Below are 13,080 nucleotides of genomic sequence, written 5' to 3'. Positions count from 1 at the left end.
TCTTCGCAACAAAAGCTCACTTCAAAGCGCTTAACTTTTTACTACTAGCTTTGCCGACTCAATGCCGCTGGTCCATGTGTTATAGTAATTGGAATTTTTTCCGTAAGAGTTATCCAGCAGCGTATTAGGCTTGTCCATCAAGCAGGACAAAATATGTCCATGCAGCCTTGAGGTTTGTACATTTTGATAGCTGCTAAAGCGCTTGACTGCTTTGTCCACGAGATAATCGGTATATTTATTCCAAATCAGATGCATCGGCAGCGGCCCGCTACCTTTGGTCATCATTCGAACGATCATATTGATCGACTTTTTCTCCACTCGGTTGTAAAGGGAGGTCCAGTCCAGATAATCGCCTCGCCCCGTTCTCTCAAGCTGCTCCTGCTCTCTCGTTTTCTCGATATCTGTACGGAAGAAGCAGAGAAGCTCCTTCCCCGGGCTGCTCTTGGACAAAATCGGCCAAAGCTGATGCGCCATATCAGGTGATAAGTAGAGGTTGCAGGTTGTAAACTTCTGCGCCGCCATATGGTAGGACAGTGTATCTCGAACAAAGAGATGGACGTCCTTATGCTTATTGAATATTTGCGCTGTGCGTTCAAATTCCGATTCCTTGTCATAGAAGATCGTTTGAGGAAGAATAACGATACGATTATGGGGATAACCCGCAATAATCTTTTCACGCAGCTTCTGATGAGCTGGATAGAGATCTCCGAAATTCCCGCCCCCATGCAGCACGATGATTGCATCCCTCGGAATCAATAGTGAGTCAGGAAAGTCGAGCACACTGTAACGCGCTTGAACCCGAATGTTATAGTCTTTAAAAAATGCCTCCGTGCCCTTCATAATCAGCAGGTCCCCGCCGTTGCTATGAACGGGATAGTCGATATAATAAATGCTTGAGCCTTGCGGTATCACATTCAAAATTTGACGCAGTTGGTCTTTCAATACATCCATAGGGTGAGTACTCAATTCCATTGGCATGTCAGCGCGCTCCTTTACGTTGTAGCTTGTCTTTTAAACGCTCTATTAGAAAAGTAAAATCATTTTTATCAAACAACATGCCTCGCAGACTCACTTTGAAAATAATGCGCATGGATGCCATCGTCACGGCCATCCGTATAAATGCACCGATTAATAAGGCAAGCGCAATTCCATTTAGCCCATATAGCGGTGTAAATACGAAAAACAACCCAATCGTTGCAGCGAGCGCTATGAGCTGTCGAATAAGGACAAGTCCTGGTCGTCCCATTGCATTAAACGAGGAAGCTAGAATCCATGAGCCGCCTCCGAGAATACATTCAAAGGAAAGCAGATAAAAAGCTGTGCTTGCCTCTAGGAACGGTGCACCGAACAAGATGCCCATTAAAAACCGACCAATAAACATGCTGGGAATGACAACGATCGTCATCAGAAGCATAGACAATCGAAAAGCCCGTCCAACCGTTGCGATAATTTTTTGTTTATCCATGCCCGTTACCTTTGGAAAAATAACACTCGTTATCGCTGTCTGAACGACATTGAATATGCGGGAAAGCGCATATACAACGGTGTATAATCCAAGGTCCCTCGCGGTCAGCATGGAGAGAATGATAATTTTATCGAATTGGGTATACATCGTACCCAGCAGCTCCACACCGAACACTTTGCTGCCGTAACCGAACAATGCTTTTGCCGCCATTCGATTTCCTAGTCCCCGCAGCCAATCGATTTGAAGAGCATCTCTCATGCTGTAAATCGACCATGCGATGACAAATATGCTAGTGATGAGGAAAATCAATGAAGCATAATGAATACTTAAATTACCCATTGCCCAAAGCACGATTAGTCCTGCAAGATTGCATAACGGCACGAATAATCGAAGCCCGTTGTAAACATTAAATCTTCCTGTGCTCTGAGCTAGAGCCGCAATCAGATTAATCGCCAGCAAAATCGGCAGCATCAGTACCGTATACCAACGTGCGATTCCAATGACCGAATCTGGATAATTGCCCAGCCATGCAGGCAAGTAAATCCATGCGATGACTCCAACCACTATGCTGACTGGAATTTGGAACAGAAAACCCGCTCTTACGAAATCTGCTCCGTTGCCTTTATCCTGCTTCATGTTATAAATCAAAGAGGTTGGCAGTCCGAATCCTACGACTCCCGCAAGCAGCGTCGGCCAAAACAGAATAGCCGAGAATTCCCCTTTGCCCACTACGCCAAACATTCGAGCTGTGACGATGGAGGTCAGCGTTACAATAACCATGACGAATAGGTTTGTAGCACTTGTTCTTAAAATCGTTTGGAGCAGCCCGTTGCCCTTCCATACTTTATGAATAGCAAGCTGTGACATCTCTCTCGTCAACTCCTGCCGTTATATCGCAGGATGCCGACTAACGAACCGTTGCGGTAACAAATTTTCACGATCTGCCTGCTGAAATTTTTGAAATAAAAGATGGAAAGAAGAGATGAGGCTAAAGCCTGCAGCAATCGAATACTATGCTTAACGACAGCGAATGCGCTTCGATCTCCCCGCTTCACTGCATCGCTTACCCCTTGCCAAAAAATCCGCTTCAAGAACCACTTCTTCGTTGTTCTTTCTTTTGCTACTTTGTGCTCTACAGACCCAAACGGCGTATAATACACCTTGTAATGCTGGCGGAGACGAGCAATCAGCTCACTCTCCTCACTGGATAGCAGATTGTTGCCGACCCGGCCCAGATCCTCGCGAAATGGCTTCATGTCAGAGAAAACACTAAGCTTGAATGCGACATTAGCGCCGTAAGGAATGGATGGAGCAGGCATTTCCTTCACCGTGCTGGCATAATCCAGAATCGTGAACACCGAACGATGCTCCTCAGGAATCCATTTTGGCTCCTCTACCTCCCAGATTGGATCGATCCTGCCGCCGACGCAGCCGATGGAAGCATCGCTTTCGAATACGCTCACGATGTGCTTTACCCAGTCCCTTGAAGCAATCGCATCATCATCCAGAAACAAAATATATTCACCGTTCGCCTCTCTAATCGCCCGATTTCGAGCAACCGAAAGGCCTAGCTTTTTCTCGAAAATATAACGAATTCTTGGTCCATGCAGCGCACTAAGCCCAGTTACGACCTCCGCGGTATTGTCCGTAGAGCAGTTATCAATGACGACAACCTCGATCTCATTTCCATCAAAGCTTTGAGCAAGGACGCTCTCGATTGCCTCTCCCGTATCCTTTGCCCGGTTATGGGTGCAGATGGCTACTGTTACCTTCATCTTTTATCCCCACCCTTGATAAACTTTTTTTATTCGCTGCGCGATCGCGCTCCATTCCAATTCCTTCAGCACTTCTTCATAAGGAGGCGTTAATTGCTGCCTTTTCACATTCAACGCAGCTTTCATTGCATTTTCCAAATCGTTGTAATGATTGGGATCATAGCGAACAACCATATCCTCCATGAAGTATTCATCAATGAAATCATTGTCCGGCATGATGATCAGCTTCTTAAATGACAGTCCAAGTATGGCTGAGCCCGAAGTCGTAATTTCCTTATAAGGCATGACCATGACATCCACTGCGCTAATAAGATCAGCTACCTCTTCATTTGGGATGAACCGCAGCTCCATGATGATGTTTTCGATATCCTCTACACCCTTTAGATATCTCTCCATCTCCCTATCCGCTTTTCCCGCTATGATAAGAAAGTCGTTTTTGGTCTTTACCGCGTTAAAAGCCTCGATTAAATCCTCAACACCCTTATAGGCTTTGATTGCTCCTAGAAATAAATAGACATTTGCATCCTCGCCAATGTTGTACCGCTTTCTGAAATCTATTCCGTTCGGCTTATAAACGCCCAAATAATGACCATGCTTTACTACAAACAGTTTGTTTGCCGGCACATTGAATTCCGCTATTACCTTTCGCTTAATGGATTCCGATGCGACAATCAGCTTGCTGCAAAATTTGCATATCAAGGTGCGCATCATGCGCTCCAGCCGGCGGTATTTCACTTGATGCGGATACAAATTATGTATGGTCCATACCAGCTGAACCCCTCTAAGCTTCAAAAAAATCATGGTCATGATAAATAGGAATGATTTCACAATGAACAGCAGCAAATTACGATTTTGATAAGCATGATGCATCCAGTGTATGTGAACGATATCTCCTGGCTTCGTTCGTCCGACCCCTAGCAGCAGCTTGCCATGCTTCAAATCGACAATGTCCATACCCGCGCCGTTCAGCGAATCTGATAATAAATCATTATAAAAATTGAGTTCGCTCGATTTCGGCCACATCCATACTCTCATCGCTTGCTCTCCCTACCCTTGCCCGGATCATTTTAATCAGTACCCCTATATTCCGGGATTTTCTTTAGTTGTATCTGCGAATCCAATCACTTGGCACTTGAATGTCTCGGATGACCTTGGCAGGGGTGCCGCCAGCCAAGACGTTAGCCGGAATATCTCGTGTGACGATGCTTCCGGATGCCACTACGCTATTCTTTCCAATCGTTACACCCGGAAGAATAACAGCCCCTCTTCCGATCCAGACATTTTCCGAAATAACGATTTCTTTACTCTGTGACTTGTCTTCTATGTCTACAGGGTGAAAATTCGTATCGATCATGTTGACCATAGGTCCAATAATCGTATTGCTGCCGATTCGGATGGATTTCGTACAGCCTATATCTAACCCGTAATTAAAAAATACATTATCACCGACAACCAGCTTGGCTCCCTTATTGACTGAAATAGAAGATGGGAGGGGCTTCGCGTGAAAGGATACATTCCGTCCCACCGAAAATTCGCCCTTGTTCTTCACTGACAGCTTTCCTGTTATTCGTCCAAGTCTGCCAACAGAGCTCGTCTTCAAAGGAAGGACTGCTGCACCCTTCAGCACAGCGAGCAGCTTGCCAAAGCTTAATTGATGGTTGGAAATACTCATGTGATCATCCCGCCGTTTCCGACTTCATTTTTTTGGCGAGCAATAAACGGTACGTATCCTCCACCTTGCGGGCAATTGTACCCATGTTAAAGTCGCTCATCACACTCTTATAGCCTTGATTGGAAAGCTCCTGATGATCGACAGCTCCCTCGTAAACAAGGCGAATAGTCTCATAAAGCTCTTCAACATCTCCGTCCTTCACAATAAAGCCGCCTTTGGTATGGTGAATGATTTCAGGCGCCCCGCCGGAATCTGACACAATAACAGGCGTTTGAACGAGCATGGACTCGATGATGACTCGGCCAAACGGTTCGTTTCGCGAGAAATTAATCGTAAGATCACATTCCTTCATGACATCAAGCGGTTTATTGCTGTAGCCGTAGAAGATGACGTTGTTTTCTAGCCCGTATTCAATAACCTTCGCTATCATGTCATTGAAGTAGCTGTCCGAACCATCAACCGAGGTGTCCCCTACAATTAACAGCTTCCAATTGTATTTTTGATGATCCGCCAGTCTCTTAACCGCCTCAATCATGAGATGATATCTTTTCCATTCCACGATTCTTCCGAATGTGCCAATGACGAGTGTATCGTCCTGCATAAATGTCCGGCTCTTCATCGTCAATGACAGCTCCGGGTCTACGCCGTTGTAAATAATCGTTTTGTTGTTCGCCTGAATGGAGTCAGCAACAAAATGCGAAATACAAATGACTTGATCGAAAAATCTAGGCAGTACCTGATTGAACATCCGCAAATGCGTATGATCCCTATGATGCCAGACCAGCTTGCATGAAGTTAAAAACTTAAGTGGAGCCGCATACCACGGCGCTCTCCATCCATTCGCATGAATAATATGAATGTTGTTTTTCTTCACAAATGATCTGATCGCAAGAATCGTCTGGATATAACCGATACCGAGTTTCTTCTTGATGCTGTTGAGACGGAGCGGAAAGTGTTGATACTCCGTTCTAATCTCATGCAAATATTCCGCATTTCCCGGACTTAATAGGAAAATCCGATACTTCGACGTATCCAAGTAGTTAATTAAATGGATAAGACTTTGCTCAGCGCCCCCTTTTTTATCCGCATGCGTGATAAACATGACGTTGACCTTTCCTCTTCTCATTTACAGCACCTGCTTCACGTTATAACTGCCATTTAACGAATCAATAAATCCATGCAACACTTTTTTGTGGTTGTAATGCTCCCGCAAGAAGCTTTGTGACGATTCCAGCAGCGATTGCGCTTTTTCTGGATTATCGAGCAGCTGCTTGATTTTCTTATAAAAATCTTCCGGACGATCCGCAATCATAATGTGCTCATTATCTACCAGCCCAGTACCTTCATAGCCAATAGAGGTTGATATGACGGGTAGTCCATTCTGAATCGCTTCGATCGTCTTCAGCTTTACTCCAGCCCCATTCTGCATCGGGTTGACGAATAAATAACCAGCCTTGTAAATATCGTCGAGACTCTTCGGCGTATCATGCACGATTACACGCGTCAAATCATACGACTCAAGCCAGCTGAGACTCTGCTTCCTACTGTTACCTGCCACGATGAATTGGTAATCCGGCTCCTTCAGCATGGAAGGGTGAATATGCTCCAAATACCACTGAATCGCTTCCCGATTATTCGGCATGAACAGGGATCCGATGAATACAACAGCCTTGCTCTTAAAAGATCCCGCTGTAAACTTCTCATTGGTAACAGGCGGCGGTAGAAACAAGCTTTTCGCTGAAGGATTAAGCTTACGGAAGCTTTCAAACTCCTTGCTGGATATGAATAAATACTTATCAACCTTCTCCAGCATTTTCTTCTGCAAGACAGAAAACTTACGGCTTTCCATGTGGTAATACATCTTATGAATGATTTTTTTGGTGCTTCTCGCCAGCGCCTTAAAGTAGACCGCTTCATCGTTATGAACGCGCAATATGACGGTATCTTGTCTAATTTTCGGATTATTCAGGATCGGATACACATAATCGCCTTCCAGCAGCACGTAATCATAGCCGCCTTCCAATTCCACATCCTGAAGCCCGCTTCTCGACTGAACCTGCATCGGCGTGCTGTGAAGCAAATCCGTCAGACTGCTTCTTCGATCACAGAGCTTAATATCGTCCACATAGGCATACGCGGCTTTCATGTCTTCCATGGAAGGCTTTCCTTTACCGCATACGACAAGATGGACACTCCAGCCTAGCTCTGCCAAAACCTTAATTCTTCCCCATGTATCTACCCTTCCGCCATGATCGGCTGGAAAAGGAAAATCACTGCATACAACTAGTATTTTCATTTGGCTACCCTCGACATTTTGGATGGATTGAAATCATTTTTGCCCAAGAAGAGACTGATAAAGGCGAACAGCAGCCATACTTCATATTTAATCTCAAGTGTTACTAAGAGCAGTGTAAATAGGATGAACACTAATGCTAGAAATAGAATCGAGTTTGATTTTGCCTTCACGATTAAATTTTTGGCCATTAGGTAGAAGAACACCACAGAGAAGATCCCGCCGAACATCACCCACTGGAAAAAGCCTGATTTAACACCCAAGTTTTTATCCGAGCCTTGATATTGCATCAGTTCACTCGCATTGATCTCGCTTATGCCAAATACGTTGTAGTAGAAATGCGACATCATGCTGACTGAGCCATCGATATACTCGTTAAAATAAATCAAGTACGCGCCAGTTCCGACGCCGAGAGGATGGTGGAAAACAGTTAGCAATGAAATGATGATCGTTCCCAATCGCGTATAGGATGATGTATAGTTTTGCATATCATTATTGAACGAACTAATCAGCCCGCCTGAGAAATAAACAATAAACATATACATCGCAAAGGTTACCGCAATGAGCAATATGAAGTTTTTCTTCTTCCTAAAATCCAGAAATTTAATCATCGTCACGACGAGCGTCAGCATGCTAATAATTAAGAAGCCTTTCGAGCCTGTAACGAACAAATAAAACAGAAAAAAGCTTGCTGTATATAGGATTGAAAGACGCTTCGCATAACCGCTCAAATACTGCGTCAAGTAAATCAGAATGGCGGAATAGACGACGACTATCGAGCCTGTCGTACTACTCTCTGAAGTAAGCATTCGTACTCTCCAATAAGGATTGCTGCCTGAATGCAGAAACGTTAATGCATTCGGCATGGTTATAAGCTCCACTATCATAATGCCGGCAAGCAGTGTTACCACTGTAAAGAAACAGCCGTATAGCAATTTGAAGCTCTTTATTTTGGAGAAAACGAGCTGCATATGCCTGATGTAAAGCAGAATTAAGACAAAATAAATCAATAGCTTAACCGCTTTTCCAAGCAGGCTCTCCGAGCCATAGCTGTAGTTACCTTGCAGAAATTGAACGAGAATATAAACGATGCTGATGAAGCTCAAATAAACTATGAAAGCAAATAAATAGGTTTGAAGCTTTGACCCGTACATGACCCGCTTGTATTTGGCTAGCATCGTAATCTCGCAAAACACAAAGAGCGGGAGCAGTACAATAATTGGTGTTCTGCCGATTTCACCGATCATCCTCACTAATGGAAAGTCTTGATAGGACGTCAGCATTAATAGAATGATGAGATAAAAGGCGAGAAAATATTGTCCCTTATTTTGCAGCTTAGCTAATTTTTCAGTAGTCGTAAGGTTGGTTGGTAAGCCCCTGATCATCTTCTCTCCATCCTCGTGAATCTAGACATATTTGTTGACTGTTGCAGAATAACGGTCACCTGGCGTTTTCAACGCATTTTCATATAATCGATCCACTTTTTCATTCATCTTCTCAGCGTGGAATTGATCATAAAAAATGCTCTCTCCCGTACGCCCCATAGCTTCCAGCGTGCTCTTGTCGAGCGAATGAATAATGTCAGCAAGCTCATCCTTGTTGTCAAAGTCAAAAATATAACCGTTGACGCCATGCGCAATGATTTCTGGAAGCGCGCCTCGATTGCTCGCAATGACCGGCTTCTTATTCCGCAGCGCCTCGATGGCTACTATACCGAAGCCCTCCCAGCGTGACGGAACAATTACAGCATCACACGCAGCCATATAACGATCGATTTCCGAATTATTCACCCAGCCGATCTTCACGGCATTTGCTGGAAACTCGTATTGAATCTCTTCCAAAACGGTATCGCCTACCAAATAAAGAACGACATTCGTAAACTTATGCTTGTTAAACAGCTCCAGCAGCAGATCAAATCCTTTTTGCCGATCAAAGCGGCCGACATAGAGCAGATTGATCTTCTTTTCATTTACGATAAAAGGCTCTCTATTGGTCGAAGGAGCGTCAGATACGCCATTGTAGACGACTACCGATTTCTTGGCAGGTAATCCATAATTCAGTGCCATTTGATACTCATGCTCCGATATATGAATAATGAAATCAGTTCGATGCGCCAGCACCTTTTCCACAAGAGCAAAAACTCTTTTTTTCCACGATTGCGTATCCATTAGAAACGCCCATCCATGAGCGCAGTAGATCACGACAGGCCTCTTTCTTCTTGCAAAAAGCAACGTCCGCAGGAATACTCCTGCGAACGTTCCGTGAACATGGACGATATCCGGATTCACTTCGTTAAGCATCTGCCTAATCGCTCTCATAGCCTGGAAGAAATACTTCGGCTTCCTCTTGTAAGGATACAAGTAGAGCCGTTCCGGGCTGATCTGAAGTGTATCCTTGCTAGAGTTTTGTTGAGAGGCCATGAGATAGATATCATGGTTCTCCGCTTGATATTTCAACAATTCATTCAGGTGGGTTTCAATGCCGCCCTTAGTAAATTCCGATATATGAAGGACTCTTGCCATCCTCACCGCTCCTTCAGTACAGCCATATGCCTTCGTTAAAAAGCATCCTTGGAGCCTACTACAGCTCTTACCGTACGAAACATAATTTTGATATCAAACCAGATACATCTCTTCTCGATGTATGCAATGTCCAGCTCCACCATTTGTTTAAAGCAGAGATTATTTCTACCGCTAACTTGCCATAGCCCTGTGCAGCCCGGCGTTACCGATAGGCGTTTCTTGTCATGCTCGGTATATTCGTCAACTTCTCTTGCTAGAGGGGGTCTTGGACCAACTAATGACATTTCGCCTCTAAGCACATTAAGTAATTGCGGAAGCTCGTCGATGCTCGTTTTGCGAATGAACTTGCCGACCTTCGTCACGCGCGGATCATCCTTCATTTTGAACATCGCACCACTGATTTCGTTTTTATCAAGCAAGTCCTTCAGTTTATCTTCTGCTCCCGTCAGCATCGACCGAAGCTTGAACATCCGAAAGGGTTTCTCATTCTTGCCGATTCTCGTCTGGTAGAAGAAGACAGAGCCTTTTGGGTCTTCCAATTTAATCAAAACGGCAATACATGCAAGCAGCGGGCTGAGCACTATTAATCCCGCTATTGAACCAAAAATATCAATCGTACGTTTGAGTACGGAGTAAACACTAATGCTGCTGTCTTGTTGTTGATTCAAGCTGCGAGAATAGTTCAGAACTGCTTCATCCCCATACTCTGGTGGCGTCATATTCTCTCACCCGCCTTTAACAATAGTTGTTTGGCCAGCTCCCGCTCCATTAATTCCTCAATTCCTGTCATAAGCGGATGTCTAAGCTCATTGTTGCGAAGCGCAAAATCAAGCGTCGTCATAATAAAGCCCAGCTTCTCGCCTACATCATAACGGGTACCTTGGAAATCAAAAGCATAAACGCCTTGTGATTGATTTAATTTCTGAATAGCATCCGTAAGCTGAATCTCTCCGCCAGCTCCAAGCTCATGCTGACCTAAGAAATCGAATATTTCAGGTGTTAGAACATAACGGCCCATGATCGCTAGATTAGAGGGTGCTTGACCTTGAGGCGGCTTCTCTACGAAACGATTAACCTCGTACAGATTATCCACTCTCTCGCCTGGATCTACGATTCCGTAACGATGGGTTTGATCCACGCCTACCATCTGTACGCCAATGACAGATCGACCTGTACGCTCGTATTGCTGAATCAATTGTCTTGTGCATGGCACGTCAGCCTCTACGATATCATCGCCGAGCAGTACAGCGAATGGCTCGTTACCGATGAAATTGCGAGCACACCACACTGCATGTCCAAGTCCCTTTGGCTCTTTCTGCCGTATATAATGAAGATTTACATTCGATGATTTTCTTACTTTTTCCAATATGTCGAATTTGCCTTTTTCCTCTAACGTATGCTCAAGCTCAAAGGCGATATCAAAATGATCCTCGATTGCACGTTTCCCCTTACCTGTTACAACTATGATGTCTTCCACGCCCGATTCGATTGCTTCCTCCACTATGTATTGAATGGTCGGCTTGTCGACGATTGGAAGCATCTCTTTTGGCATTGCTTTCGTTGCCGGTAAAAACCGGGTTCCGAGTCCTGCGGCGGGGATAATGGCTTTTGTCACTTTTTTCATTTGATTTCACCCTATCCTTTTAGTTTGTTTGTTCCTATCATTTTGAGATGTTAATAAGCCAGGGCATTGAACCCCACCTCACATCACGCCTTTGACGATGAACGTCTAAGGTCGGCTGACCCACAGCATGACCGAGTGCCTCCGGTGATAGAGGTGCAGGAGACATTACCTATCTCTAAAGCTCTTCTTTCATTTAAAAAACGCTTGAACTAGGCTTCATTCCGATCTCCGTAATAATAAGAGTAGGCATCTGAGTTGTTTCGGTTAATCTTGTTGAGAACAACCCCTATCAGCTTCGCTTTAACATGCTCAAGCAGCGCCTTTGATTTGAGCACGACTTCCTTCTTCACCTTCCCGGAATTCACAACGAGAACGACACCATCACTTTGAGTGGCGACAATCTGAGCATCCGTTACGGATAGAATCGGCGGTGTATCGATGATGATGACATCGTACATGAACCTTACTGTCTCAAGCAGAGCAGCCATCTGATCGGATGAGAGAAGCTCTGACGGATTGGGTGGCGTTGGTCCAGCATGTATAATGGATAGGTTTGCCGTGTTGGAATTCTGAATGACCTTTGGAAGCTCCTCCAGGTTGAACAAAGCTGTCGTCAAACCATAACGGTTAGACTTGCCAAAAATATGATGCTGTGATGGCTTCCGAAGATCCGCATCGATCAGCAGCACCTTCTTGTTTGCTTGAGCGAAAGCGACAGCCATGTTAGCGCATGTGGTGCTCTTACCCTCGCTAGGCTTGGATGAGGTAACCATGATGACCTGCAGTTTCTGGTTGATTGTCGAGAACTCAATGTTAGTCCGCAGCATCCGATAACCTTCGGAGATCGGCGATTTCGGATTAATCTCCGTTATCAGGTTCCATTTAGGTATCAAGTGAGACATTGCTCTTCCCCCCTACTGCCTTCGTATATGGCGCTATATTTCGAACATTATTGCTATCTGCCTCATCAAACATCGGAATGGACGTCAGCACCGGTACATCCAGCGTTGCCAAGATATCCTCCTCCGTCTTGATTGTGTCGTCCAAATAATCTAGCAGGAATGCGATCCCTACCCCAATCATCAAGGAAAGCATGAATGCCACGGCGATATTCATCTTTGGATTAGGTGCGATCGGGCTATGATTTTCCTTCGGATCAGCTTGGTCCAGTACGGAAACATTATCTACCTTCATCAGATCAGGAACCGACTTTTGAAAAACAATAGCAACAGCATTCGCAATATTCGCTGCTTTCTCATAAGAATCATCCCGTACGGAGATGGACATAACCTGCGTTTCATTGACTGAGCTGACACTTACCTTGCCGATCAGTTCACCGAACGTTACGCCCAGCTGCGGGTACTCCTTCACGACTTTCTTCATCATCCGCGGTGTTCTAAGAATTTCTTTATAGGTTTTGATTAGGCCAATCGTGGAATTGATAGAGCCAACATCAATACTTGAGATTAGAGAGCTGCTCTCCTTGTACTGGTTGACGATGAGTTTAGCGGAAGCTTCATATTGCGGTTCAATGAAGTAGTTGGAATAAATGCCGATAGCAAGGCAGCTTACCGTTATAATGAGTGAAATCATTAATAATCTTCTTTTGACGATGATCCAATATTGTTTCAATTCCAAATTGTTTCCTCCGTTACTGGTTAAGTATTCTGATCGGTAGGATCAATATAATCCCTCTATTCGAATAAACTTTTTATTTTATTATTCATTA

The 13,080-nt window shown here is 44.6% G+C and carries 13 protein-coding genes; all 13 read right to left on the bottom strand.

Annotated elements, in window-relative coordinates; genetic code table 11:
• Positions 1-30 precede the first annotated feature (30 nt).
• Complete coding sequence (locus AC0YOD_RS22945) at positions 31-978, bottom strand: polysaccharide pyruvyl transferase family protein (RefSeq protein WP_475801654.1); 948 nt, start codon at positions 976-978, stop codon at positions 31-33.
• A 1-nt stretch (position 979) separates the two neighbouring features.
• Complete coding sequence (locus tag AC0YOD_RS22940) at positions 980-2,332, bottom strand: oligosaccharide flippase family protein (protein WP_475801653.1); 1,353 nt, start codon at positions 2,330-2,332, stop codon at positions 980-982.
• Between the two features lie 8 nt (positions 2,333-2,340).
• A complete protein-coding gene (locus AC0YOD_RS22935) occupies positions 2,341-3,240 on the bottom strand; it encodes a glycosyltransferase (protein ID WP_475801652.1) in 900 nt (299 codons plus the stop codon).
• A gap of 3 nt (positions 3,241-3,243) precedes the next feature.
• On the bottom strand, positions 3,244-4,275 hold the full coding sequence (locus AC0YOD_RS22930) for a glycosyltransferase family 4 protein (protein ID WP_475801651.1): 1,032 nt from the start codon (positions 4,273-4,275) through the stop codon (positions 3,244-3,246).
• 64 nt (positions 4,276-4,339) lie between these two features.
• A complete protein-coding gene (locus AC0YOD_RS22925) occupies positions 4,340-4,912 on the bottom strand; it encodes an LbetaH domain-containing protein (RefSeq protein ID WP_475801650.1) in 573 nt (190 codons plus the stop codon).
• 4 nt (positions 4,913-4,916) lie between these two features.
• Positions 4,917-6,038: a glycosyltransferase gene (locus AC0YOD_RS22920; protein WP_475801649.1), complete on the bottom strand. Its 1,122-nt coding sequence runs from the start codon at positions 6,036-6,038 to the stop codon at positions 4,917-4,919.
• Entirely contained in the window at positions 6,039-7,208 is a 1,170-nt protein-coding gene (locus tag AC0YOD_RS22915; RefSeq protein ID WP_475801648.1) for a glycosyltransferase family 4 protein, read from the bottom strand.
• Positions 7,205-8,590: a hypothetical protein gene (locus AC0YOD_RS22910; protein WP_475801647.1), complete on the bottom strand. Its 1,386-nt coding sequence runs from the start codon at positions 8,588-8,590 to the stop codon at positions 7,205-7,207. The genes AC0YOD_RS22915 and AC0YOD_RS22910 overlap by 4 nt, the downstream gene beginning before the upstream one ends.
• 21 nt (positions 8,591-8,611) lie before the next feature.
• The gene (locus AC0YOD_RS22905) at positions 8,612-9,727 is read right to left on the bottom strand and encodes a glycosyltransferase family 4 protein (RefSeq protein WP_475801646.1); all 1,116 of its coding nucleotides are present in this window, start codon (positions 9,725-9,727) and stop codon (positions 8,612-8,614) included.
• Positions 9,728-9,762: 35 nt separating this feature from the next.
• Positions 9,763-10,446: a sugar transferase gene (locus AC0YOD_RS22900; RefSeq protein WP_475801645.1), complete on the bottom strand. Its 684-nt coding sequence runs from the start codon at positions 10,444-10,446 to the stop codon at positions 9,763-9,765.
• Complete coding sequence (galU, locus tag AC0YOD_RS22895; RefSeq protein ID WP_475801644.1) at positions 10,443-11,351, bottom strand: UTP--glucose-1-phosphate uridylyltransferase GalU; 909 nt, start codon at positions 11,349-11,351, stop codon at positions 10,443-10,445. The genes AC0YOD_RS22900 and galU overlap by 4 nt, the downstream gene beginning before the upstream one ends.
• A gap of 209 nt (positions 11,352-11,560) precedes the next feature.
• Positions 11,561-12,253 (bottom strand): CpsD/CapB family tyrosine-protein kinase, encoded by a 693-nt coding sequence (locus tag AC0YOD_RS22890; protein ID WP_475801643.1) that lies wholly within the window; start codon positions 12,251-12,253, stop codon positions 11,561-11,563.
• Positions 12,234-12,989, bottom strand: a complete 756-nt coding sequence (locus tag AC0YOD_RS22885) for a YveK family protein (protein WP_475801642.1) — start codon at positions 12,987-12,989, stop codon at positions 12,234-12,236. Before AC0YOD_RS22885 ends, AC0YOD_RS22890 begins: the two co-directional genes overlap by 20 nt.
• Positions 12,990-13,080: the final 91 nt, after the last annotated feature.

Source organism: Paenibacillus sp. J31P13 (assembly GCF_056269295.1).
Note: the sequence above shows the minus strand (reverse complement) of the source record. Positions and strands in the feature narration are given on the sequence as shown.